The 23162-nt window shown below is 49.5% G+C and carries 24 protein-coding genes and 1 riboswitch; of the genes, 19 read left to right on the top strand and 5 right to left on the bottom strand.

Annotated elements, in window-relative coordinates:
* Nucleotides 1-66: 66 nt before the first annotated feature.
* Nucleotides 67-948 (bottom strand): Hsp33 family molecular chaperone HslO, encoded by an 882-nt coding sequence (hslO, locus tag MD588_RS19990; RefSeq protein WP_265699434.1) that lies wholly within the window; start codon nucleotides 946-948, stop codon nucleotides 67-69.
* A gap of 27 nt (nucleotides 949-975) precedes the next feature.
* Complete coding sequence (gene hslR / locus MD588_RS19985) at nucleotides 976-1383, bottom strand: ribosome-associated heat shock protein Hsp15 (protein WP_265699433.1); 408 nt, start codon at nucleotides 1381-1383, stop codon at nucleotides 976-978.
* Between the two features lie 287 nt (nucleotides 1384-1670).
* Here hslR and gspC point away from each other — a divergent pair, with 287 nt between their 5' ends.
* The 14 genes from gspC to cysQ all read left to right on the top strand — a co-directional run bounded on the left by gspC (nucleotide 1671) and on the right by cysQ (nucleotide 14477).
* Complete coding sequence (gspC, locus tag MD588_RS19980; RefSeq protein ID WP_265699432.1) at nucleotides 1671-2564, top strand: type II secretion system protein GspC; 894 nt, start codon at nucleotides 1671-1673, stop codon at nucleotides 2562-2564.
* Nucleotides 2565-2605: 41 nt separating this feature from the next.
* The gene (gene gspD / locus MD588_RS19975; RefSeq protein WP_265699431.1) at nucleotides 2606-4618 is read left to right on the top strand and encodes a type II secretion system secretin GspD; all 2013 of its coding nucleotides are present in this window, start codon (nucleotides 2606-2608) and stop codon (nucleotides 4616-4618) included.
* Nucleotides 4618-6120, top strand: coding sequence for a type II secretion system ATPase GspE (gspE, locus tag MD588_RS19970; protein ID WP_265699430.1), 1503 nt, complete (start codon nucleotides 4618-4620; stop codon nucleotides 6118-6120). Before gspD ends, gspE begins: the two co-directional genes overlap by 1 nt.
* Nucleotides 6121-6123: 3 nt before the next feature.
* Nucleotides 6124-7344 carry a type II secretion system inner membrane protein GspF gene (gene gspF, locus MD588_RS19965; RefSeq protein ID WP_265699429.1) on the top strand — a complete coding sequence of 407 codons (1221 nt, stop codon included), beginning with the start codon at nucleotides 6124-6126 and terminating at the stop codon, nucleotides 7342-7344.
* A 24-nt stretch (nucleotides 7345-7368) separates the two neighbouring features.
* Nucleotides 7369-7803 (top strand): type II secretion system major pseudopilin GspG, encoded by a 435-nt coding sequence (gspG, locus tag MD588_RS19960; protein ID WP_265699428.1) that lies wholly within the window; start codon nucleotides 7369-7371, stop codon nucleotides 7801-7803.
* Between the two features lie 24 nt (nucleotides 7804-7827).
* Nucleotides 7828-8418 carry a type II secretion system minor pseudopilin GspH gene (gspH, locus tag MD588_RS19955; protein ID WP_265699427.1) on the top strand — a complete coding sequence of 197 codons (591 nt, stop codon included), beginning with the start codon at nucleotides 7828-7830 and terminating at the stop codon, nucleotides 8416-8418.
* On the top strand, nucleotides 8415-8777 hold the full coding sequence (gspI, locus tag MD588_RS19950; RefSeq protein ID WP_265699426.1) for a type II secretion system minor pseudopilin GspI: 363 nt from the start codon (nucleotides 8415-8417) through the stop codon (nucleotides 8775-8777). Before gspH ends, gspI begins: the two co-directional genes overlap by 4 nt.
* The gene (gene gspJ / locus MD588_RS19945; protein WP_265699425.1) at nucleotides 8764-9435 is read left to right on the top strand and encodes a type II secretion system minor pseudopilin GspJ; all 672 of its coding nucleotides are present in this window, start codon (nucleotides 8764-8766) and stop codon (nucleotides 9433-9435) included. The genes gspI and gspJ overlap by 14 nt, the downstream gene beginning before the upstream one ends.
* Complete coding sequence (gene gspK / locus MD588_RS19940; protein WP_407676600.1) at nucleotides 9432-10442, top strand: type II secretion system minor pseudopilin GspK; 1011 nt, start codon at nucleotides 9432-9434, stop codon at nucleotides 10440-10442. Before gspJ ends, gspK begins: the two co-directional genes overlap by 4 nt.
* The gene (gene gspL / locus MD588_RS19935) at nucleotides 10411-11691 is read left to right on the top strand and encodes a type II secretion system protein GspL (protein ID WP_265699423.1); all 1281 of its coding nucleotides are present in this window, start codon (nucleotides 10411-10413) and stop codon (nucleotides 11689-11691) included. The genes gspK and gspL overlap by 32 nt, the downstream gene beginning before the upstream one ends.
* Nucleotides 11688-12164: a type II secretion system protein M gene (locus MD588_RS19930; protein ID WP_265699422.1), complete on the top strand. Its 477-nt coding sequence runs from the start codon at nucleotides 11688-11690 to the stop codon at nucleotides 12162-12164. Before gspL ends, MD588_RS19930 begins: the two co-directional genes overlap by 4 nt.
* 2 nt (nucleotides 12165-12166) lie before the next feature.
* Complete coding sequence (locus MD588_RS19925; protein ID WP_265699421.1) at nucleotides 12167-12925, top strand: type II secretion system protein N; 759 nt, start codon at nucleotides 12167-12169, stop codon at nucleotides 12923-12925.
* A 157-nt stretch (nucleotides 12926-13082) separates the two neighbouring features.
* The gene (nudE, locus tag MD588_RS19920; protein ID WP_265699516.1) at nucleotides 13083-13634 is read left to right on the top strand and encodes an ADP compounds hydrolase NudE; all 552 of its coding nucleotides are present in this window, start codon (nucleotides 13083-13085) and stop codon (nucleotides 13632-13634) included.
* A 9-nt stretch (nucleotides 13635-13643) separates the two neighbouring features.
* Nucleotides 13644-14477, top strand: a complete 834-nt coding sequence (gene cysQ / locus MD588_RS19915; RefSeq protein ID WP_265699420.1) for a 3'(2'),5'-bisphosphate nucleotidase CysQ — start codon at nucleotides 13644-13646, stop codon at nucleotides 14475-14477.
* A 61-nt stretch (nucleotides 14478-14538) separates the two neighbouring features.
* On the opposite strand, the gene sthA is transcribed toward cysQ, so the two are convergent.
* Nucleotides 14539-15954: a Si-specific NAD(P)(+) transhydrogenase gene (gene sthA / locus MD588_RS19910; protein WP_265699419.1), complete on the bottom strand. Its 1416-nt coding sequence runs from the start codon at nucleotides 15952-15954 to the stop codon at nucleotides 14539-14541.
* A gap of 325 nt (nucleotides 15955-16279) precedes the next feature.
* On the opposite strand from sthA, the gene fabR reads away from it, so the two are divergent.
* Together fabR and MD588_RS19900 are read left to right on the top strand one after the other, a co-directional pair.
* Complete coding sequence (fabR, locus tag MD588_RS19905; protein WP_265699418.1) at nucleotides 16280-16912, top strand: HTH-type transcriptional repressor FabR; 633 nt, start codon at nucleotides 16280-16282, stop codon at nucleotides 16910-16912.
* Between the two features lie 22 nt (nucleotides 16913-16934).
* Nucleotides 16935-17309, top strand: coding sequence for a YijD family membrane protein (locus MD588_RS19900; RefSeq protein ID WP_265699417.1), 375 nt, complete (start codon nucleotides 16935-16937; stop codon nucleotides 17307-17309).
* A gap of 63 nt (nucleotides 17310-17372) precedes the next feature.
* Here the strand turns inward: MD588_RS19900 and trmA are convergent, their stop codons facing one another.
* Nucleotides 17373-18479, bottom strand: a complete 1107-nt coding sequence (gene trmA / locus MD588_RS19895; RefSeq protein WP_265699416.1) for a tRNA (uridine(54)-C5)-methyltransferase TrmA — start codon at nucleotides 18477-18479, stop codon at nucleotides 17373-17375.
* Nucleotides 18480-18627: 148 nt separating this feature from the next.
* Nucleotides 18628-18866: riboswitch (cobalamin riboswitch) on the top strand.
* 35 nt (nucleotides 18867-18901) lie between these two features.
* Here trmA and MD588_RS19890 point away from each other — a divergent pair.
* From MD588_RS19890 to murI, 3 genes are all read left to right on the top strand, one after another.
* Nucleotides 18902-20725 carry a TonB-dependent receptor domain-containing protein gene (locus MD588_RS19890; RefSeq protein WP_265699415.1) on the top strand — a complete coding sequence of 608 codons (1824 nt, stop codon included), beginning with the start codon at nucleotides 18902-18904 and terminating at the stop codon, nucleotides 20723-20725.
* Nucleotides 20726-20792: 67 nt separating this feature from the next.
* A complete protein-coding gene (locus tag MD588_RS19885) occupies nucleotides 20793-21458 on the top strand; it encodes an adenine nucleotide alpha hydrolase (protein ID WP_265699515.1) in 666 nt (221 codons plus the stop codon).
* Nucleotides 21459-21545: 87 nt separating this feature from the next.
* Complete coding sequence (gene murI, locus MD588_RS19880; protein WP_407676598.1) at nucleotides 21546-22334, top strand: glutamate racemase; 789 nt, start codon at nucleotides 21546-21548, stop codon at nucleotides 22332-22334.
* On the opposite strand, the gene MD588_RS19875 is transcribed toward murI, so the two are convergent.
* Nucleotides 22303-22758: an RNA recognition motif domain-containing protein gene (locus MD588_RS19875; RefSeq protein ID WP_265699414.1), complete on the bottom strand. Its 456-nt coding sequence runs from the start codon at nucleotides 22756-22758 to the stop codon at nucleotides 22303-22305. The genes murI and MD588_RS19875 overlap by 32 nt on opposite strands.
* Nucleotides 22759-23162: the final 404 nt, after the last annotated feature.

Genomic DNA, 23162 nt, shown 5'->3' with positions numbered 1-23162 from the left:
TTAAAAAAATAGCCGGACTAAATCCGGCTACTGTAATTAACTTTCAGGGTTAATACGGGGTGAGAATTAATGCACCTGGTTGCTGTTGCCGGCTGCCGCTTTCTCAAATAGCGCAGCAACATCAACGTTATCAAAGTCATAGCTTGTTCCGCAGTAGTCACAATGCAGAGAAACTTTGCCTTCTTCAGCAACGATACGATCGATTTCCGCTCGTTCAATAGAACAGATAGCCGAAGCGCTTCGCTCGCGTGAACAACCGCACTGGAAGGTTACATCTTGCGGTTCAAACAGCTGTACGTTTTCTTGGTGGTACAGGCGGTAGAGAACATCCTGAGCCTCAAGGGTAAATAGCTCTTCGTCCTTCACCGTATTGGTTAGCTGCTCAAGGTGGGCGAAGTCGCCATCATCACTGCTTTGCTCGTCTGGCAGAACCTGAAGCAGCATACCCGCCGCCTTGGCTACGCCATTGATTTCGCCGGTGCGAAGCCAGATACGGGTTTTTAGCTGTTCAGAGCTTTCGAAGTAGCCTTCCAGACAAGTGGCTACGCAATCACCTTCCAGGCCGACGACGCCCTGATAGCGCTCACCCTTGGTTGGGGTAATAGTGATAACCATATGGCCTTTGCCCATTAGGTCATGAATATTGCCAGCCTCAGGTAGTTCACCGTCCCAGCGAGCTACGCCACGTAGTTTCTGATCGTGGTCACCGTTGATCACAGCCAGTTTCACCGGACCGTCACCTTGTAGCTGAACGGTAATCGAACCTTCAAATTTCAGGGTCGCGGTAAGCAGGCTTGTTGCAACAAGCAGTTCGCCCAGCAACTTTTGAACCGGAGCTGGGTATTCCTTGCTGGAAATGATTTGCTGGTAGGTCTCGTTTAGTTGAACAAGCTCACCACGTACAGAAACACCGTCAAACAGGTAACGGTACAGACTATCGTTTGTCATCTTTTTGTATACTCCAGCAGGTAAAATTTAGTTACTGCTCTTAAACTTAATTATATCGCGTCGCTGTTTTTTATCAGGACGCTTGTCAGGACTCGGGCTATCAAAAGCATTGAGTTTACGCATTTTCGCATGGACTTCACGTTGCTTGATGCTTTCGGCGGTTTCCTGATATAGCGTTTGTGCTTCAGGTGCCCCACGACGGGTGCCGGACAGTTTGGCGATAACAACGGTTTTTTCATCATTACCCTGCCTCAGACGCACTTCTGCGCCGACTTCGACCATTTTGCTTGGTTTGGAGCGTTGGCCGTTATAGTGCACTTTGCCGCCGTCGATCATATTACGGGCAATCGAGCGAGTTTTGTAAAACCGGGCTGCCCATAACCATTTATCAAGGCGTACCTGAAGGGTGTCAGAATCTGATGATTGCTGGCCCATAACGTGCTCCTTAACCCAAAATGGGCGCTAAAATACCATATTGCCATTACAGCGTCAGCTTTAGTAAATGGTGATATTAGATCGGATTTTCAACAGCAAATGGAGAATAAATTCCCCATAATGTCTAGTCTATTGATAATAGATATATTTTTTACGTGATCTGTTTTGATATATTGAATCTTTTTACTAGCGAAATACTGCCGTTTTTTTCGCTAAAGGGTATCCTATTTAGATCCGGCTGATATTTCGCCGGAAGTATTCACATCCACAGGACAATGGATTTCAACATGGTTGCAGCAAAATGGTTGGGAACGCTTCAGACTAAGCGCCCATTGTCAGTAACAGCACTCACCCGCCTGATGACTTGGTTGCTGGTGATGTTCCTGGCATGGATTTTGGGGCGTTTGGCTTGGTCGATTGTCCAGCCTGCGACTGCCCCGTCACCGTGGCAGGCGAAAACGGTTTCTGTTTCGGCATCGAACGGCTCAGGTTTTCAGGTGTCTGATGTATTAGGGATGAACCTGTTTGGGCGCTATCAACAAAATGCGCCAGTTGTGAAGAAACAACCCGTTAAGCAAGATGCGCCGGAAACCCAGCTGAACCTGACGCTGGTGGGGGTGGTAGCTAGTTCTAACCCGCAATCGAGCCTGGCGGTGATCACCCACCGCGGCAAGCAGAATACCTATGGCCTGAACGAGGCGATTGAAGGAACCCGAGCGACGCTGCAGGCCGTGTATGTCGACCGAGTGATCATTCGTAACCGAGGGCGGGATGAAACCCTGATGCTGGACGGTGTCAAATTCAGTAAAGAGCAGCAGCGCTCGGCGCCGGTGAAGTCTGCTCCGAAGTCCTCTCCTTCTACCAGGCCTTCTTCTGATCTTGGTAAAATCAAGCAAGAAATTCTTGAGAAGCCGCAGACTCTCTTTAGCTACATTCGTTTATCGCAAGTCAAGAGAGACGGTGAACTGGTGGGCTATCGGGTTAATCCGGGCAAAGAGCGGGCGTTATTTGATGCGGTTGGGCTAAAAGCCAATGATTTGGCGGTGAGTCTCAATGGTAATGATCTCACGGATCCAACCGTAATGGCCAAACTGTGGACAGAGCTGTCCCAGGCGACTGATTTTACGCTAACAGTAGAGCGGGAAGGCCAGTTACACGATATTTATATTGAGTTGCGCTAGTGGCTTACAGGCAAAAACGCGACATAAAGCAGGAGTTTTTTGTGAAAAAATGGATGGGTAAAAGTGCCCTGTGGCTGGCTGGTGGCTTGCTGTGCAGTTCTGCAATGGCAAGTGATTTCAGTGCCAGCTTCAAAGGAACCGATATTCAGGAATTCATTAATATTGTAGGACGCAATCTGCAGAAAACGATCATTGTTGATCCTGCTGTTCGTGGCCAGGTCAATGTTCGCAGTTATGACTTACTGAATGATGAGCAATACTACCAGTTTTTCCTCAATGTTCTGGAAGTGTACGGTTTTGCTGTTGTAGAAATGGACAACGGCGTACTGAAGGTCATTCGTGACAAAGATGCGAAAATTTCGGCCATTCCGGTTGTTGGCGGTAAGGACCAAATCAAGGGCGATCAGGTCGTTACCCGAGTAATCGCGGTTCGTAATGTGTCTGTGCGTGAACTGTCGCCACTGTTGCGCCAGCTTAATGATAACGCTGGTGCGGGTAACGTGGTGCATTATGACCCGGCCAATATCATTATGATCACTGGCCGTGCTGCCGTGGTTAACCGCTTGGCGGAGATCATCGAACGGGTTGACCGTGCCGGCGACAAGGAAATTGATGTCGTCGAGCTACGTAATGCCTCGGCCGCGGAAATGGTCCGTATCGTTGATGCGCTGAATAAATCTTCGGACGCCAAGTCGACCCCTCAGTTCCTCAAACCAAAATTGGTGGCTGATGAGCGTACCAATGCGGTGTTGCTATCCGGTGATCCGAAGGTGCGTAATCGCCTGAAGCGCCTGATCCGCCAGCTGGACAAAGAAATGGCGACTTCGGGCAACAACCGCGTCGTCTACCTGAAGTATGCCAACGCCGAGGAAATGGTCGATGTGCTTAAAGGTGTATCCGATAATCTGCAGGCCGAGAAAAAAGGTGGCAGCAAGAAAGGAGCGTCAAGCAGCAATACCGAAGTGATGATTTCGGCCCACGTTGATACCAACTCCCTGATCCTGACAGCGCCGCCAGATATTATGCGTGCGCTGGAAAACATTATTGCCCAGCTGGATATCCGTCGTGCCCAGGTACTGATTGAAGCCATGATTGTCGAACTGGCGGAAGGTGATGGTGTTAACTTCGGGGTGCAGTGGGGCACAACTGATGGTGGTGTGGTCCAGTTTGGTAACTCCGGAGTGCCAATTTCCCAGTATGCGATTGGTCTGCAAGAGGCAGAAGACGTGAAGGGGACTACTGTTACAGATTCAAACGGTAATGTTACAGTAAACCCGGATAAGCAAGGCGACTTCACCACTTTGGGTAATGTTCTGAGTGGGGTGAATGGTGCTGCGCTGGGTATCGTGATGGGCGATTGGACCATGCTGGTCAACGCTGTTGCCTCGGATCGTAATTCCAATATCTTGTCATCGCCGAGTATTACGGTGATGGATAACGGCGAAGCGTCCTTTATTGTTGGTGAGGAAGTGCCGGTAGTAACCGGTTCGACATCCAGCTCCAGCAATGACAACCCGTTCCAGACGGTTGAGCGTAAGGAAGTGGGGATTAAGCTGAATGTGGTACCTCAGATCAACGAAGGGGACTCCGTCCAGCTGAAAATTGAGCAGGAAGTGTCGAACGTACTTGGTGCTGAAGGTGCTGTGGATGTGCGTTTCTCCAAGCGCCAGCTAACAACCTCTGTGTTGGTACAAGACGGCCAGATGATTGCGCTTGGTGGCCTGATCCAGGAGCAGGTGGACGAAAGTGAGCAGAAAATTCCAATCCTGGGAGACATCCCTATTTTGGGCCATCTGTTCAAGTCGACCAATACCACGACGGCGAAAACCAATCTGATGGTGTTCATCAAGCCGACGATTATTCGCGACGGCGTGACGGCGGATGGTATTACCCAGCGGAAATATAACTATATTCGTGCGGAGCAACTGTACCGTGCTGATAAAGGGTTACGTTTGATGCCTGATGCAGAGACCCCGATTCTGCCGAAATATGGTGAAGATATTTCACTGCCGCCGGAAGTGCGGGCATTCGTCGCTCAGCTGGAGAATCAGTAATGGCTGCGGACAATCAGGCAGGCGAATTATTGTCTCTGTTCCGTTTGCCATTTTCATTTGCCAAGCGCCATCGGGTGGTACTGGAGGCTACAGAGCAGGGGTGGTTCCTGTTCTATAGCGGCCAGTTGACTGCGGCGGTGCTGGCCGAAGTACGTCGTGTCGTTGGCGGTGCTTTTATTCCGCACGAGCTGTCCGACAAAGAGTTTGAGCTCAAACTGACCAGTGCTTACCAGCGAGATTCATCGGAAGCTCGTCAGCTGATGGAAGATCTGGGTTCGGATAGTGATGACTTCTTCTCGCTGGCTGAAGAGCTGCCGGAAACGGAAGACTTGCTGGAATCTGAAGACGATGCACCTATCATCAAATTGATTAATGCCATGTTGGCAGAAGCAATCAAGGAAGCGGCGTCAGATATCCATATTGAAACCTTTGAGAAAGTCCTGTCGATCCGTTTCCGGGTTGACGGGGTGTTGCGTGAAGTGCTGCAGCCGAGCCGTAAGCTGGCCCCGCTGCTGGTCTCCCGTATTAAGGTTATGGCTCGTCTTGATATTGCTGAAAAGCGGGTTCCTCAGGATGGCCGTATTTCACTGCGTATCGGTGGCCGAGCGGTCGACGTGCGTGTTTCGACCATGCCGTCGTCACACGGTGAGCGGGTTGTACTGCGTCTGCTGGACAAGAATGCCACCCGCCTCGACCTGTATAGCCTGGGGATGACCGAGGGCAATCACAAAAACTTCCAACGTATTATTCAGCGTCCGCATGGGATCATTCTGGTTACCGGTCCGACCGGTTCCGGTAAGTCGACGACTCTGTATGCGGGGCTGCAGGAACTCAATGGCCAGGAGCGTAATATCCTGACCGTCGAGGATCCGATTGAATTTGATATCGACGGTATTGGCCAGACCCAGGTCAATGCCAAAGTCGATATGACCTTTGCCCGCGGCCTGCGTGCAATCTTGCGTCAGGACCCCGATGTGGTCATGGTGGGTGAGATCCGAGACCTTGAGACCGCATCGATTGCGGTACAGGCATCTCTGACCGGTCACATGGTACTGTCGACTTTGCACACCAATACCGCTGTGGGTGCGATCACCCGATTGCGTGATATGGGGATTGAGCCCTTCTTGGTGTCGTCCTCGCTGCTGGGGGTTCTGGCCCAACGTTTGGTTCGGACATTATGTAAAAGCTGCCGCGAGCCTTACGAGGCTGATACCGAGCAGAAGAAGCTGTTTGGTTTGACGGAAGCCGATTCGCTGACGTTGTACCGCGCGGTGGGTTGTGAAAAATGTAACAACAAGGGCTACCGTGGTCGAACCGGTATCCATGAGCTGCTGCTGATTGACGAGAACGTGCAGGAGCTAATCCATGCGGAAGTCGGTGAGCTGGCGATCGAGAAAGCGGTCCGTGAGCATACGCCGAGTATTCGTGATGATGGTTTGGCGAAAGTCAAAGCCGGGATCACCACCCTTGAAGAAGTGATGCGAGTCACCAGGGAGGGTTGATAGATGGCTGCGTTTGAATATAAAGCTCTTGATGCGAAAGGGCGACAAAAGAAGGGTGTGCTTGAGGGAGATAATGCCCGTCAGGTACGCCAGCAACTGCGCGAGCAGGGGCTGATCCCTATTGATGTCGCCCAGACTCACGAGCAGGAAAAGAAAAAAGCCAGCGGGGCTTTTCAGTTTCGTCGCGGGATCAGTACCACGGAGTTGTCGCTGATCACCCGCCAGCTTGCGACCTTGGTGCAGGCTTCCATGCCATTGGAAGAGTGTCTGAAAGCGGTGGCGGAGCAAAGTGAGAAAGCACGTCTGAAAAACATGCTGCTCGCTGTGCGATCTCGGGTTGTGGAGGGGTATACCCTGTCTGACAGTATGGCGGAATACCCACATATCTTTGACCAACTGTTTCGTGCGATGGTGGCGGCCGGTGAGAAATCCGGACACCTCGACACCGTACTGAACCGACTTGCTGATTACACTGAAAACCGACAGCAAATGCGTAGTAAGTTGCAACAGGCAATGATTTACCCAACTATGCTGACGCTGGTTGCCGTTGCCGTGGTGGCATTTTTGCTGGCTACGGTGGTACCCAAAATTGTCGATCAGTTTGTCCAGATGGGCCAACAGTTGCCGACGATCACCGAGGTCCTGTTGGCGGCCAGTAACTTTGTTCAGAATTGGGGGCTGGCGGTCGTTTTGGTGATCGCGGGTTCTATCATGCTACTGAAAACTGCGCTGAAAAAGCCGGATTTCCGTCTGCGCTGGGATCGCTGGGTGATGGGACTGCCAGTAATTGGCAAAGTAGCCCGTGGCCTCAATACCTCACGATTCGCCCGTACCTTATCTATCTGTACATCTAGTGCAATCCCGTTGCTTGACGGGATGAAAGTTGCTTCGGATGTTATGACCAATACTTGGGTCAACAAGCAGGTTCTGGAAGCCGCCGACAGAGTCCGTGAAGGGGCGAGCCTGCGAGTTTCCCTCGATCAGACTAAGCTGTTCCCGCCAATGATGCTGCATATGATCGCCAGTGGTGAGCGCAGTGGCGAGTTAGAGCAAATGCTGACCCGGGCAGCCGATAACCAAGACCGGGATTTTGAGTCGTTGGTCAATATGGCCCTCGGCATTTTTGAACCCTTATTAATTGTCGCTATGGCTGGTATCGTGATGTTTATCGTGATTGCCACCCTGATGCCGATCATTGCCTTGAACAATATGGTTGGCATGTAGTTTTTTCCTTTGGAGGTCTTTTCAATGCAACGCAAACAACGCGGCTTTACGCTGCTGGAAGTGATGGTAGTAATTGTTATCTTGGGGGTGCTGGCGAGTTTAGTGGTCCCTAACCTGCTAGGTAACAAAGAGAAAGCGGATCAGCAGAAAGTCGTAACCGATATCAGTGCGCTGGAACAAGCCTTGGATATGTACAAGCTGGACAACAGCGTGTACCCGAATACGGATCAGGGACTGGATGCACTGGTGACTAAACCATCTTCAAGCCCGGAACCTCGCAACTACCGTGACGGCGGCTATATCAAGCGTCTGCCTAAAGACCCTTGGGGCAATGAATATAACTACGTGATGCCTGGTGAACACGGTGCTGTAGATATTTTCAGCCTAGGGGCTGATGGCCAGGAAGGCGGTGAAGGTGTGAATACCGATATCGGCAACTGGAACATGCTGGACTACTAAGTTCCGGTTCATAGGCTAAATAGAATGAAGAAACGTGCAGCAGGTTTTACCTTAATTGAGATTTTACTGGTGTTGGTATTGCTTGCGACCAGTGCAGTCGCGGTGATTATGGTGTTGCCGGAGAGCAAGGAAGACACGGTAAAAGAAGAGGCTGCGCGTTTCCATCATTTGGTACAGCTATTGGGTGAAGACGCCCTGCTCAACGGGATAGATTACGGTATCCGGGTTGAGCGAAATCGCTATCAGTTTCTTCAGCTAACCAGTCAGGACTGGCAGCCCGTGCAAGAATCCCGCTATTTCACCGAGGTGGAAGTGGACGAGGAGATCAAGCTGCGGGTCGAGATCGGTGGATACTCTTGGCAGGACAAAGACCGCCTGTTCAAGCCTGGTTCACTGTTCAATGAAGACTTGTTTGCTGAGCAAACTGACAAGAAGAAAATTAAGCCGCCGCAGGTGGTGGTGATGGCCAGCGGTGAGTACACCCCGTTTACGCTGGAATTTGAAGTCGATGGGGAAAATCAGTTCTGGCGGGTCCAGGCTGACGAACTCGGACAGCTATTTTTGCTGCCTCCCGGAGAAACGATAAAAAGCCTGGCCGAAAGAGAGGCGAAATGAACAAGCGGAATCGCGGGATGACCTTGCTGGAAGTGCTGGTGGCGCTGGCGGTGTTTGCGACCGCAGCCTTGAGTGTCATGAAGTCGGTCAGCCAGCACCTCAATACGCTGGGTTATTTGGAAGAGAAAACCTTTGCCGCCATGGTCGCGGATAACGAACTGACCAAAATACGATTGTCTGGGAACATTCCTTCCTCGGTGAAACGAGGGAAGTCTGAACTGGCGGGACGAGAGTGGTATTGGTCAATCAAGAGCACCAAGACGGCTGATGGTTACCTGCGGGCGCTGGATGTCACGGTGGCGACAGATGAAGCCAGAAAGCAGTCGGTGATGACGTTAAGAACATATGTTGAAAATTAACCAGCCCTTATCCCCAGCCTTATCGAAGGGATCGCGACAGCGTGGTTTTACCCTGCTGGAGGTATTGGTGGCGATTGCGGTTTTTGCCATGTTGAGCCTGTCGGCTTATCAGGTGATGAACGGCGTACAGCGCAGCGACCAGCAATCCCGAGATCACAATGCTCGGCTGCAGGAGATCCAGCGGGCAATGGTCATGATGGACAATGATTTCCGTCAGATTGTTGCTCGAAAGGTCCGCAACCAGGGTGAAGCTCCGACTGATAAGCTACTACTTAGCAGCGAGTATCTGCTCGATTCTTCTAGCAAGGGGATTATGTTTACCCGTACGGGGTGGCAGAACCCGCAGCAGATGTTCCCGCGAGGGGAAAATGTCCGGGTTGGCTATCGCATTATTGAAGATACGCTTGAGCGGGTTTGGTTTCGCTATCCGGATACGGTGGTGGGGACTGAGCCTTTGACCCGGCCAATCCTGGCGGATGTCACTGAGCTGTCATTCCGTTTTTATAGCAAGAAAAAATGGCTTGAGACGTGGAACCAGGATGCGGCTTTGCCTGAAGGCATTATGGTGAAGATGACGCTGGAAGACTTTGGTGAGATTGAGCGGGTTTATATGCTGCCAATATCGGCCCTGAGCGCAGATAACCAGGGGGGGAACTGATGAGGCAGCAAAGAGGAGTCGCCTTGATCGTCGTATTGCTGTTATTGGCGCTGATGACCCTGCTTGCGGTTCAGATGAGCGAGCGCCTGCAGCTAAACTTTTATCGGGTTGAGAATCAGGTCCAGAACCAGCAGGCCTATTGGTATGCCTTGGGGATGGAAGAGCTTGGCAAGGTCGCTATCCAGCAGGGTATCGATGACAGTGATACGGTCAACCTCAGTCAGGCCTGGGCAACCCAGGGCCAGCGTTACCCGCTGGAAGGGGGCGAGGCGATAGGCGATATAATCGACCGTCAGGCGTGCTTTAACCTCAATGCGTTGTCTGGGTTGAAACCAGAACCGGATAACACCAAAAAGCCGTTTCTGGTTGGTTACCTGCAATCGATATTGGAAGAGTTGGGTGTCGAGAGCTATGACGCTGAAGTGATTGCCGATTCCAGCTGGGAGTTTGTTGATCCGACTGATGGCGTTAACTCGTCGTTTGGTGCCGGTGACAGTACCTATGAAGGCTTCAGCCCGTCGTATCTGCCACCAAGAGGATTCATGGCGGATGTCAGTGAGTTCCGTGCGGTCAACGGGGTCAGCGCAGAGATTTACAACAAGGTGAAACCGCTGCTCTGTGCGATACCGGCCACGGATATGAAGCTGAACGTGAACACACTTTATGAGCATCAGGCCGCGCTGTTGGTCGGCTTGTTTGCCCCTGAGCTGTCATTGTCTGATGCCCAAAAGCTGATTGCCGATCGTCCGTATGATGGCTGGCAGAATACCACTGATTTTTTGGCTGAAGCGACTATTGCAGGCTTGAGCGCTAACATCAAAAAACAGGCTCAGGACTATTTGGTTGTGAGCAGCGATTATTTTCAATTGGATACAGAGATCCTGGTCGATAGATCCAGAGTCAGGTTAGTGGCCTTACTAAAACGTGATGGCGAAGAAAAGGTGACGGTTATACGTCGCCGTTATGGAGGAATCAGTGAGCGAATTTCTGACAATAAGGCTAAGTAGCCGGCCAAACCAGCCGGTGCAATGGCTGGTCTGGTCGCCACAGCAAAAAGAGGTGATTGCATCTGGCCAGCTGGCTGATCTCACCCAGTTAGATGAGCTGGCTGAATACGCTGCTCAGCGTCCGGTCTTTGCTCTGATCCCTGCGGGTGATTTGCTGCTCACCGAAGTGACCATTCCGGCCGGAAGTGGGCGGCAGCTAGCCGCCGTACTGCCTTATTTGCTGGAGGAGGAATTGGCACAGGATGTCGATTCTCTGCATGTTCACCTGTTAAAGCGAGATGGCGATACCGCGCATGTGGCGGTGGTTGAACACCGAAAGATCCAGGCGTGGCTGACAGCGTTGGATGATGCGGGTATGGAAGTCAAGAAGCTACTGCCTGACTGCCTTTGCTTGCCTCTGTTTGATGGCAGCTATAGTGCGGCCGAGCTTGAAGGACAATGGCTGGTGCGCCAGTCGGAAGCGCAGGGGATCTGTGCGGAGGTATCTTGGCTTGGAGCTTGGCTATTGGCGCAGAAAGCACCGATCACTGCCTTGGTGGAAGGTGATAAGGCGGATGATGCTGAGGCCGAAGAGCCGGTTGCCGATGAAGCTTCCGACAGTTCGTCGGCATTACTGATCCATCACTATACCCCGGCACCGAAAGATGTACCGGGAAAGTGGCAGCCGGAAGCGCCGGAGTTGGTGATGCAGTTGCTAGCTCAAGGGGCGGAGACAAGTAAAGCCAACCTGTTATCCGGACCTTATAAGCAGCAGCCAGCTTGGCGAAAATATCTTAAACCATGGCGAAAAGTAGCTGTGGCTGCAGGCTTGGTAGTGGTTGCTATCGTGGCTGAGCATGTCGTGTCGGTACAGAGTATGGAAAAGCAGGCTCTTGCCTATAAAGCTGAAAGCGAGCGTATTTTCCGTCAGGTATTACCGCAGTACCAGCGCGTTCCGTCGTCGAGTTACCTAAAGCGCCAGATCAACAGCGAGCTGGCTCGCCTGGGCGGGAGCGACGATGCGCAGGGTGTATTGCCATGGCTGGCGCAAATTCAGCCCGCGCTGAGCAAAGTCTCTCAGCTCACGGTAGAGAGCCTGAAATATGACCAGAACCGTGGTGAGTTGCGTTTTCAGGCCAGTGCTTCTGAGTTCCAGCATTTTGAACAATTGCGTACCTTACTGGCTGAAGACTTTGAGGTACAGCAAGGGCAACTGAATAAAGAAGGCAGCCAGGTTACCGGTGCCGTGGTGCTAAGGAGAAAATCATGAACGCGTGGTGGAAAGCCTTAAGTGCGCGCGAGCAGCGCTTGGTGTTAGGTGGTGGTGGCGCATTAATCATCGCCGTACTCTACTGGGGACTTTGGCAACCACTAGCCAACCGGGCTGAAATGGCAGAGCGCCGCTTGCAAAGCGAACGTCAGTTGCTGAGCTGGGTAAGTACCAAGGCGGATGAGATCACCTCTCTGCGAGGTAGCTCGGGCTCCAAGGGGACAGTAAGCAGTAAAGGATTAAACCAGGTGGTTAACGAAACGACTCGTCGGTTCCGGATCGAGCTGATCCGAATGCAGCCTCGTAGTGAGTCGGTACAGGTCTGGGTCAAACCACTGCCCTTTAATACACTGGTCAACTGGCTCGCCTTTCTGAAAGATGAGCATGGTATTGATGCTCAGTTTTTGGACGTATCAAAAGCTGACAGTGCCGGTATGGTCGAAGTGAGTCGTTTACAGCTGGGCCGAGGATAAGCGTGAAGTATAAGTTAGGATTGGGTGTCTCGTTTGGCACCGTTTTAGTGGCCAGTTTGGTTGCTCACATTCCCGCTAGCTGGGTGTGGCAGCAGGCACCATCGGTGAGAGGGTTGGCTATTTCGGGGATCAGCGGTACACCGTGGCAGGGCATGGCCTCTCAGGTACAGTGGCAAGGAAGAAACCTTGGCCGCCTGCAGTGGGATATGCGTGTCAGCGCGTTGTTCACGGGTAAGGCCGCCTTTAATGTCCGCTTTGGTCAGGGAAGCGAGATGAACCTCAATGGCCGAGGCTTAGTAGGCTACAGTGCCGCCGGCCCATTTGCTGAAAACCTGCTGGTCTCGATGCCTGCACAACAGGTTGTGAAGTACGCCAATGTGCCAGTACCGGCGACGGTAGCGGGGAACTTGGAGTTGACCCTACGAGATTATCAGTATCAAGCGCCTTATTGTTCGGTGCTGAATGGTTCTTTGGCCTGGACGGCGGGCAGTATCAGCTCACCGCTGGGTGGATTGACTCCGGGACCGGTGATTGCTGATTTGAAATGTGAGCAGGGTAAAGTCCTGGCCGCGGTGAATCAGTCATCGGCAGATGTATCGAGTGAATGGCAGGCTGAGCTTGCAACCAATCAGCGCTACTCTCTGAACGGTTGGTTTAAGCCGGGTGCAGAGTTCCCGTCTCAGTTAGGGCAGCAACTGAAGTGGTTGGGTAACCCGGATCCGAAAGGGCGTTACAAAATCGACTACAGTGGGCGTCTTTAATAGTTGAGTTGTTTAGTCAACTTAACGCTTTCCCCATAATTTACTTTATTTCATCCAGCTATTGCCCTTAAATAGCGTAATACCCGGTGGCATGGTGCTCCGTTTGTTTATAGCGGAGCCTGCCACTTGGGAACCGATGGTGATACAGGACAACGGCATGGCTTTGGACAAGAACAAACCCGAAATATTAGCAACGGAAGTCGTTGCACAGTCACGGCTATTTAAAATTGAATCTCTCGATTTACGTTTTTCCAATGGTGAAGAGCGTACTTATGAGCGCATGAAGCCAAGCGGTCGACACGCGGTATTGGTGGTTCCAGTGACCGCTGAAGGTGACTTGCTGTTGATCCGTGAATATTCGGCAGGGACGGAACGCTATGAGCTGGGATTTCCGAAAGGGCTTATCGATCACGGCGAAGCGGCTGTTGAGGCTGCTAACCGCGAGCTGAAGGAAGAAATTGGGTTTGGGTCCAACCAACTGACACCGCTGAAAGAAGTGGTACTGGCGCCGTCCTATTTTTCCAGCCGGATGACCCTGTTTTTAGCCCAGGACTTGTACCCGGAGCAGCTGGAAGGAGATGAACCCGAGCCGCTTGAAGTTGTTCGTTGGCCAGTGAGCCAGGCTGAAGAATTATTGAGTCATCTTGATTTCGCGGAAGCTCGAAGTATTACCGCTCTTTTCCTCGCATTAAAACAATTATCACAGTAGGAGCGAGTTATGGATTTATCGAACCTATTACCTTCAGTGATCGATATTGCCCGCGCGTCCGGGCAGGTGATCTTAGATATTTATCAACGTGGTCAGTTTGTAAAACAGATCAAAACCGATAATACCCCGGTAACCAGCGCCGATCTGGCAGCACATAAACTGGTGGTGGAAAAGCTTACTGAGCTGACGCCAGATATCCCCGTGCTTTCTGAAGAAGATGCTGCTGTGCCACTGTCAGAACGTAGTCAGTGGCAGCGTTACTGGTTGGTGGATCCATTGGATGGTACCCAGGAGTTTATTGCCGGTAGTGGTGATTTTGCGACAATTATTGCTTTGGTTGAGAATAACAAACCAGTGATGGGGGTCGTCTATGCACCGGTATCAGGGGTTGCGTACTACGCTTATGATGGCAAAGGTGCATGGAAGGTAACGCCGGAGGGGGAGTCGGTCAGGATTTCGACTCACAAGCATGAGTTGCCGACCCAGTCGATTGCGGTGGCGATCAGCCGTCGTCAGGATATCAGTGCGATCACCAATCGCCTCGACCCATCGCTGAACTATGATTTGGTACCGCTGGGCTCTGCGGCGTTAAAGTCTTGTCTGGTCGCTGAAGGCGCGGTGGATTGCTATCTACGCTTGGGACCAACCGGTGAGTGGGATACGGCGGCGACCCAATGTATTGTCGAGGAAGCTGGTGGCCGGATATTAAATACCCATCTTACTCCGCTGTCTTACAATGAGCGCGATACGCTGGAAAATCCGAACTTTATTACCCTGGGTGACGAAAGCCTGCCGTGGGCCACGATTCTGACACCAGATAATAGGCTAATGGATAACAAATAAGTCAATCTGGTACATAAAAAAACGGAGCAGAAGCTCCGTTTTTTTATTCTTGTTCACCGGTTCAGAATAGCCGGTTCAAGCCATTTAAGGCTGCTACCCGGTAAGCTTCTGCCATCGTTGGGTAGTTGAAAGTAGTGTTGACGAAGTAGTCGATGGTATTACCTTCTCCTTTCTGCTCCATGATTGCCTGTCCGATATGAATGATTTCAGCGGCACGCTCGCCAAAACAGTGGATTCCCAGGATCTCTTTGGTCTCGCGGTGGAATAGGATTTTCAGGCTGCCGACTTCGGTGCCAGCAATCTGTGCCCGTGCCAGATGTTTGAACTGCGAACGCCCTACTTCGTAAGGGACTTTGTCTGCTGTCAGCTCCTGCTCGGTTTTGCCGACCGAACTAATTTCCGGAATGGTGTATATCCCGGTTGGGATATGGTCGATCAACTGTCCCTGAGCTTCACCGTTGGCGATTGCCTGGGCGACAAAGCGTCCTTGGTCATAGGCCGCGCTGGCTAGGCTCGGGTAGCCTATGACATCGCCGACCGCATAGACATGCTCAACCTCAGTCCGGTAGTTCTGGTTGATTTTCAGTTGTCCGCGGGAGTCTGGCGTCAGGCCGACTTTGTCGAGGTTAAGACGATCCGTGTTACCGGTACGGCCGTTGGCGTATAATAGGCAGTCTGCCCGCATTTTTTTCCCTGATTGCAGGTGGAGGATCACGCCGTCTTCGGTGCCTTCTATCTTTTCGTAGGTTTCGCCGTTACGGATCATCGCCCCGCTATTCCACAGATGGTAGGACAGTGAGTCGGAAATTTCGTTATCGAGAAACTCCAGAAGCCGGTCACGAGTATTGATCAGGTCTACCTTGACCCCGAGTCCCCGGAAAATAGATGCATATTCGCTGCCGATCACCCCTGCACCATAGATAATAATATGGCGGGGATCATGCTTGAGCTGAAGAATCGAATCGCTGTCGTATACCCGGCTATGACTAAAGTCGACATCGGCAGGTTGGTATGGGCGAGATCCGGTTGCTATCACAAATTTATCGGCACTGTAGATATCATGGCTGCCGTCGGCGGTTTTGACTTTCACCGTGTGGCTGTCGACGAAGCTGGCCTCACCAAAGATAATGGAACACTGGTTGCGGTCATAGAAGCCCTGACGCATCCGGGTCTGCTTATTGACTACATCTTGAGCATGACCGAGGATCTGGCTGAAGGTACTGTGTAGGGTAGAGTTGTTTTTGCAGTACAACGGATTTTGGTTAAATTCAATGATCCGGCTAACGGCATGACGCAAGGCTTTTGACGGGATGGTTCCCCAGTGAGTGCAACCGCCACCGACACTGTCTTCCCGCTCAATGATGGCCACATTGAAGCCCGCCTTGGTGAGTCCCATGGCTGCGCCTTCACCTCCGGGGCCGCTTCCAATGATGATGGCATCAAAGTGTTGGGCATTCATTTTTTTCGACTTTGTCATCGCTCAGGCCTTTCTTATCATCCGTGCAACATTGCTGTTGCTCTAGTTTAACTTTTTCCGTTACTCTGGAGAATCAACTGGTCGTGATAGATAGGTGATGATCACGTTGTTGAGGCAAAAATTGGTGAAAACGAGACGAGTCCCATCGTAAAGGGGAAGTGAGTCACTTTGTGAGCCAGTAGCTAAAAGTAACAATTACTGCTTTGATTCAGCTCATATCAGGATTTAGTATGTTTTGATTGCAGTGAAAATGGCGATTCTCGCTGAAGTAGCAAGCAAAAGCGCGTATAGTTGCAGAAAAAGGTTACAGAGAAACAACAGGTTCATGGGTATTAGGGCACAGCAAAAAGAAAAAACCCGTCGCTCACTTATCGATGCTGCATTTAATCAGCTAAGTGCAGAACGTAGCTTTTCTAATCTCAGCTTACGTGAAGTGGCGCGGGAAGCGGGTATTGCACCCACATCTTTCTACCGTCATTTTAAAGATATGGATGAGCTTGGTCTGACAATGGTTGATGAAGGTGGCTTGATCCTTCGTCAGTTGATGCGCCAGGCGCGTCAGCGCATTGCCAAAGAGGGCAGTGTGATCCGTACCTCTGTAGAAACATTTATGGAATTTATCGAAAGTAGCCCGAATGTATTTAGGCTACTTTTACGCGAACGCTCTGGTACGTCACCAGCGTTTCGTGCGGCTGTTGCTCGGGAGATCCAGCATTTTGTTGCTGAATTGACCGAGTATTTGGTAGCAAAAACAGGCGTGACGCATGACGAAGCTTTTACTCAGGCGGAAGCATCAGTCACGCTGGTTTTCAGTTCCGGTGCCGATGCGCTGGATCTGGATAGTCATGCTCGTGCCGAGCATGCTGAAAGACTGATTATGCAATTGCGAATGATTGCAAAGGGTGCCTATTGGTACCGTAAAGAGCGTGAGCGTCGTGAGCTCAGGCAGAAACTATAACTTTATTTTCTTGGTGAAGGATATGGACAAGGAACAAGTAAAAGCTGAACGTAAAACATTGGTTCTCTCTTTGTTGGCTGGCTTATGTGGTAATGCAACGTTGGCAGTACTCACATCGGGCGCAGTGTCGTTCTCAGTTTTCCCTGTTATTGCATTCGGCCTGGCAGTGTACTGCCTGTATCAGGAATACCTGAGCAAGCCAATGTCTGAAGGTACTCCAGCAATCGCATTTGCCTGCTTCCTGGTAGGCGCATTTGGTTATTCTGCATTCCTGCGTGCGCAAATGCCGGATATGGGATCTAACTTCCTTCCGCTGATGATAGCTCTAGGTCTGTTGTTCTGGGTTGTCTACAAGCTGGGTATCATGAAAACCAGCTCACAAATCGCGCAATCGTAAGGCTGCGCACTATAAGAAAAGGCGCCTAGGGCGCCTTTTTTGTATCTGTGAATCCGCTGTTAATTATTTGCGTTCAAGTAGTACGCCAGCTTCCATATGGTGGGTATATGGGAATTGGTCGAATAGCGCGAAACGGGTTACACGGTGTGTTTCCGATAGAATTTCTAGGTTTTCTTTCAGTGTATCTGGGTTGCATGAGATATACATGATGCGATCGTAGCCCTGTACCATACGGCATGTACCTTCATCCATTCCCGAGCGTGGCGGATCAACAAAAATAGTGTTGCAGTTGTAGCTCTGTAGATCGACGTTCTGATCTTTCAGGCGGCGGAACTCTCGCTTGCCTTCCATCGCATCGGTAAAGTCTTCTGCCGACATACGAATAATTTGTACATTGTCGATGTTGTTCACAGCAATGTTGTACTGCGCCGAGTCAACCGATGGCTTGGCCAGCTCTGTTGCCAGTACTCGTTCAAAGTTCTGTGCCAGCGCCAATGAGAAATTACCGTTACCACAATAGAGCTCGAGCAGATCGCCTTCACTGTCTTGGGTACAGTCAACGGCCCACTCAAGCATCTTCTGTGCAACTTCGCCGTTTGGTTGGGTGAAGCTATTTTCAACCTGCTTGTAAGTGAGCGTGCGGTCGTTAACTTTCAGTTTCTCAATAACAAACTCTTGGTCAAGTACTAGCTTCTGCTTACGGGCACGGCCAATGAAGTTCAGGTTAAAGCCTTCATCATTTAGACGTTGTTTCAGAGCTTTGGCTTCAGCTACCCATTCTTCATCCAACTGACGGTGGTAAAGCATCGATACCAGGATTTCACCGCTGAGGGTCGATAGGAAATCAACCTGAAAGAGCTTGTGGCGTAGTGCTTTGACAGGTTTTAGTGCTTCAACCAGCAGTGGCATTAGATCATTGATCAGACGGCTGGCTGCAGGGAATTGATCAACGCGGTACTTTTCACGTGTTTCCTGGTTGAACATGACATAGTAAAGGTCTTCACCCTCATGCCAAACACGGAACTCAGCACGCATGCGGTAATGTTCAGCAGGCGAGGCGAACACCTCAAGCTCAGGAGTTTCAAAATCTGCAAAGATATTTTGAATACGCTCTGCTTTTTCATCCAGCTGCGACTGGTACTCAGCGGGATTAATTGCGGTGGATGCCATCTTGTGTGCCTCAAACTGCTCAAAATAAGAGCGCAGATTTTATTGCATTGTTGACCGATGTCCAGTGTTGTTCCAGATAAAAGTGTATACGGTAGCGATTCTGCATATGCAATAACAAACAAAACTAGACATTCGCCATAATGATAATTAGCATTCCTCTTGCGCTGGTTAGCCTGAATCTCAGGCCGGGAACACGGTGGGAGTCCGTGACTGACGCGCAGCGGTGATAGAGAACGAAAGCACATGGACGTAAGTTCCGAACACTGCTTCTGCTGGCTGTGCAATGCAGCATCTAGTGACAGCATATAGAAGTGGGAAGTTGTTGCCTTAGGTGGTTGTCCAACCATGCTCTTAAGTCCGAAGACCAACCAGTGTACAAGCAGGTTACCTGCTTAGTCATAAACGCGACTTAAGGTATTAAAATGAAAAAAACGCTTTTAGCAGTGGCGTTGGCCCCGCTGTGTTTCCAATCTCAAACTTTTGCAGCAGAATCCTCACCAGATGAAGTGATGGTCGTAACGGCAAGTCGTTTCGAGCAGCCTGTCAAAAATGTTATCGCTCCAGTATCGGTTGTCACTAAAGAAGAGATAGATTCTTTGAATCTAAAGTCTTTGTCTGAAGTGATGCGTCGCTTGCCAGGAGTGCAAGTCGCAAATCAAGGTGGCCCCGGTCAGAACGCTGAATTTTATATTCGAGGTATGTCCTCGAAGAATGTTCTGGTTTTACTAAATGGGGTACGTTTTGGGAGTGCAACGGTAGGGTACGCCAACTTCTCAGCAATTCCTCTTTCTGGTGTTGAGCGTATTGAATTTGTTCGCGGTCCGAGAGCGGCAGTTTATGGTTCCGACGCGGTGAGTGGTGTAATCAATATTATTACTACTTATCAAGGTAATGACGGAATAGCGTTGGATGCCGGTATTGGTAGTGATAACTACTATCGTGCAGGCGCAAGCGTGGCGGGTAGCTCTGAAAATGGCGTATGGGGCAAGCTTGCTGCTACGTATGAAACCAGTGATGGTTATAATGTTCAGCCAACAAGTACGAATCCAGTCGATCAAGATGATGATGGTTATCGTAATAAGTATCTTGTGGCTGATATCGGTAAGCATCTAAATGAGAATTGGTTGTTAAAGCTTAATGGCTACTATCAAGATAAATATACCGAGTTTGATAATCCTTGGACTGGTAGCGATAAAAGTAAAAGTGATCTTTATAACATTGCTGGTGTAGCTCAATACCAAAATGATGCTTTGTATTCATCGTTTACACTAGCGAGTAATCAAGATGAAGCTGAGTCATATGGGCAAGGGACCGTACCTGGTACCATCGAAACGCAACGTACTACTGCAACGTGGGCAAATGTTTATCAGTTAAACAGTGATATTCAATTTGGCGGAGGGCTTGATTGGTATACGGAAGAAGTAACTAATAGTTCAAAAGCTTACACTGAGACTAAGCGTGATAATACGGCGGCTTATCTAATGGCTATTTATGATAAGAAGCCTTTCCAGCTAGAAGCAAATGTTCGTTATGATGATCACGAAGCCTATGGTGGACATACTACATGGCAATTAGGAGCGGGATGGGCGTTCGTTGAAAATATGCGTGTAACCGCTTCTGCTGGAACAGCATTTAAAGCGCCTACGTTTAATGAACTGTATTGGCCTTTAGAATGTTCTTCGTGGGGATGCTACTCTGGTAACCCAAACCTTAAGCCTGAAGAATCAGATAATTATGAAGTAGCGCTGGAAGGGGATCATTCCCTTGTCGGCTGGCGTATCACTGCTTATAAGAATAAGGTTGAAAACCTAATTTCATCTAATGGAGTTACTAACGTTAATGTTGGTGAAGCTGACATCCAAGGTGTAGAGCTAACAGCAAGCTTTGCAACTGGTGCTTTATATCACGATCTGTCATTTGACTATCTTGATACAGAAGATAAAGCGACGGGGAAAGAGCTGCAACGTCGAGCAAAAGAAAGTGGTAAGTGGAATGTCTCTTATCTCCTTGACCAGTGGCAATTTGATTTGAGTTTCCTTTACCAAGGTGAACGTTATGATGATGCAGCCAATACAACTAAGTTAGGTTCATATTCTTTGGTTGATTTAGCCGCGAGCTATTATATCAACGATGCGCTTACTGTTCGTGGACGAGTAGCAAATGCATTTGATAAAGATTATGAGACAGCAAAGAACTATCAAGCACCAGAGCGTAGTTACTACATGACTATTGGTTATCAGTTCTAATGATTTTATGCTGTGTATATTAAAGCCACCATCAGGTGGCTTTTTTCATTAAGGAATACAAACGTTGATCAAGCCAACTAAAGTTATCGTCAGCTGGTCATCCGGTAAGGATTCAGCGCTGACCCTTATCAAGTTGCTTAACAACCCTAACTACGAGGTTGTTGGCCTATATACTACCTACCTGAAAGATGAGGTTCCCTTTCAGGCGACACCGATTGAAGTCGTTGAAGAGCAGGCGAGGCTAGCTGGGTTGCCTCTCGTCACTATATTGTTGCCTGAAGTATTCCCTGCCAATGATGTCTATCAGATGCGAGTCGTTGAAGGAATACGCAGCAGCGGGCTAGAAGTTGAGGCCGTCGCTTTCGGCGATATGTTCTGCAATGGGATTGCCGATTATCGCCGCAGTTATATAGAGCCTGCGGGCTGGCAGTGTGTCTTCCCGTTGTTAGGCCGGAATAGTAAAGAGCTGGCACAGGAGATTCTCGATAGCGGAATCAAAACATTAGTAACGACCATCGATACTAGCCAGCTTGATGGCCGCTATTGCGGACAATGGTATACGGCAGAGTTTATTGATAACTTGCCCGATAGTGTCGATCCTTGCGGTGAAGACGGTGAATTTCATACCTTGGTGGTGAAAGCACCGTGTTTTACAGGCGAATTGGCAATTTGTAAGACAGAGTGTGAACGACAGGAAAGGTTTCATTATCAGCGCTACCAGCTAGTGTCTTAATCACATCACTAGCTGGAGATATTTTTATCTGGAGAAGATCGCAGTATGATGAGCGCCCTGATAATAAGTTCTGGTATGTGGTGAATAGTGAAACGGGTACTCATTTTTGACTCTGGTGTCGGCGGACTATCTGTATACCAGGAAATATATGCGCAGTTACCCTCTGTTCAGTATGTATATGCGTTTGATGATGCCGGCTTCCCTTATGGTGAGTTGCCGGAAGATGTGTTGATCGAGCGTACTCAGCATATCGTCTCTTTGCTAGTTGAACGCCATAATATCGATTTGGTTGTTATTGCCTGTAATACAGCAAGTACAGTGGTCCTTCCTTCATTAAGAGCGCAGTTAGTGATCCCCGTTGTTGGTGTTGTTCCGGCGATTAAGCCTGCTGCATTGATCAGTAAACGTAAAGCGGTCGGCTTGCTGGCGACACCCGCCACAGTGAAACGTAGCTATACCAATAATCTCATTGCTCAGTTTGCCAGTGATTGTGACGTGTACCGAATTGGTTCAACTCGCTTGGTGGAAATGGCAGAGGAAAAACTACGGGGAAAAGACGTTTCTCTTATTGAATTAGAAGAGATACTTAGCCCTTGGCAGAATAAAGTCGATAGTATTGTATTAGGTTGCACTCATTTCCCACTTATTAAGCAAGAAATTGCACAGGCATTTGGTTCGCCGGTGCATATTGTTGATTCGGGGCTGGCTATTGCAAATAGGGTAAAAGCATTACTGGGAGATATAGAAGGTAATTTGCCTTCTATGTTAAACCATACATACAACAGTGCCGCGACAAATCATGTCGCGGCACTGAATTATAGTTTAAAAGCAATGAAGCTAGAGGTTATTCAGTCTCTGAATTATCCGAAGCCTTAGGTTCGTTGGCTTCGCGTACCTTGAGAGTGCGCTGTCCATATTCTTTGTTATTGAGCTGGTTGATCGCTGTTTCGGCATCATTGCTGTTCATTACGACAAAGCCAAATCCACGTCGCTTACCGGTGCGCTTATCTTTCATTAGACGCACAGCAAAGACTTCACCATGCTCGGCAAATAGTTTCTTTACTTCATTTTCATTAGCACGGTAAGGCAAGTTACCGACATACAAGGTTTTGCTACTTTGGGATGAGTCTGCGTCGTGAGTTGATGGTTGAGAATTATGTAATTGGTTTATGGCTAGGGCCGCCGTAATAGCACCTAAAGCAAAAGCAATACCGGGAGAAAATGGAAGAAAACTAAAAACTAAAGCCCCGATAACGGCGATAGCGACTATTGCTATAATTGTTTGATTGGAAAATTTCATATTCAAAGCTACATCGTCATAAATATTATAAGAAGAAGACGTTATTGGTTATTTTAACAACAAGGTCACATCGATATTACTTTCATTGACTTGGAATTGCTAGTAAGTGAATGTGACGATCCTCTAATGTTGAAATTAGAGGCGTTTACATCACATTAGTCGAAATAATGATCAGGTGGTGTTTTTTTCTTAAAAAAACACTTGTCAGAGTGATCGAAGTCTCTATAATGCCGCCTCACCGACACGGAGCACGGCTTCTTAAATATAAGAAGATGTCTCAATCGGGAAAGGGTTTTGAGCCTTTGAAGAAAGTTGATAAAAGTGGTTGACACTACAGCTTGATTCGATAAGATGGCCGCCCTCTTCAAGAGAGAAAGCAAATTGGCAAAATCCCTTGAAGTATT

It is taken from the genome of Photobacterium obscurum, from assembly GCF_026191635.1.
In the GTDB taxonomy this organism is placed as follows: Bacteria; Pseudomonadota; Gammaproteobacteria; order Enterobacterales; family Vibrionaceae; genus Photobacterium; species Photobacterium obscurum.
The sequence above is the reverse complement of the archived record's forward strand: the minus strand, read 5'-3'. Positions and strand labels throughout refer to the sequence as shown.

Excerpts from the sequence above, each read along its gene's own strand:
- hslO (WP_265699434.1), bottom strand. The coding sequence starts at position 948 with ATGACAAACGATAGTCTGTACCGTTACCTGTTTGACGGTGTTTCTGTA.
- hslR (WP_265699433.1), bottom strand. The coding sequence starts at position 1,383 with ATGGGCCAGCAATCATCAGATTCTGACACCCTTCAGGTACGCCTTGAT.
- gspC (WP_265699432.1), top strand. The coding sequence starts at position 1,671 with ATGGTTGCAGCAAAATGGTTGGGAACGCTTCAGACTAAGCGCCCATTG.
- gspE (WP_265699430.1), top strand. The coding sequence starts at position 4,618 with ATGGCTGCGGACAATCAGGCAGGCGAATTATTGTCTCTGTTCCGTTTG.
- gspF (WP_265699429.1), top strand. The coding sequence starts at position 6,124 with ATGGCTGCGTTTGAATATAAAGCTCTTGATGCGAAAGGGCGACAAAAG.
- gspG (WP_265699428.1), top strand. The coding sequence starts at position 7,369 with ATGCAACGCAAACAACGCGGCTTTACGCTGCTGGAAGTGATGGTAGTA.
- gspH (WP_265699427.1), top strand. The coding sequence starts at position 7,828 with ATGAAGAAACGTGCAGCAGGTTTTACCTTAATTGAGATTTTACTGGTG.
- gspI (WP_265699426.1), top strand. The coding sequence starts at position 8,415 with ATGAACAAGCGGAATCGCGGGATGACCTTGCTGGAAGTGCTGGTGGCG.
- gspJ (WP_265699425.1), top strand. The coding sequence starts at position 8,764 with ATGTTGAAAATTAACCAGCCCTTATCCCCAGCCTTATCGAAGGGATCG.
- MD588_RS19930 (WP_265699422.1), top strand. The coding sequence starts at position 11,688 with ATGAACGCGTGGTGGAAAGCCTTAAGTGCGCGCGAGCAGCGCTTGGTG.
- nudE (WP_265699516.1), top strand. The coding sequence starts at position 13,083 with ATGGCTTTGGACAAGAACAAACCCGAAATATTAGCAACGGAAGTCGTT.
- cysQ (WP_265699420.1), top strand. The coding sequence starts at position 13,644 with ATGGATTTATCGAACCTATTACCTTCAGTGATCGATATTGCCCGCGCG.
- sthA (WP_265699419.1), bottom strand. The coding sequence starts at position 15,954 with ATGACAAAGTCGAAAAAAATGAATGCCCAACACTTTGATGCCATCATC.
- fabR (WP_265699418.1), top strand. The coding sequence starts at position 16,280 with ATGGGTATTAGGGCACAGCAAAAAGAAAAAACCCGTCGCTCACTTATC.
- MD588_RS19900 (WP_265699417.1), top strand. The coding sequence starts at position 16,935 with ATGGACAAGGAACAAGTAAAAGCTGAACGTAAAACATTGGTTCTCTCT.
- trmA (WP_265699416.1), bottom strand. The coding sequence starts at position 18,479 with ATGGCATCCACCGCAATTAATCCCGCTGAGTACCAGTCGCAGCTGGAT.
- MD588_RS19890 (WP_265699415.1), top strand. The coding sequence starts at position 18,902 with ATGAAAAAAACGCTTTTAGCAGTGGCGTTGGCCCCGCTGTGTTTCCAA.
- MD588_RS19875 (WP_265699414.1), bottom strand. The coding sequence starts at position 22,758 with ATGAAATTTTCCAATCAAACAATTATAGCAATAGTCGCTATCGCCGTT.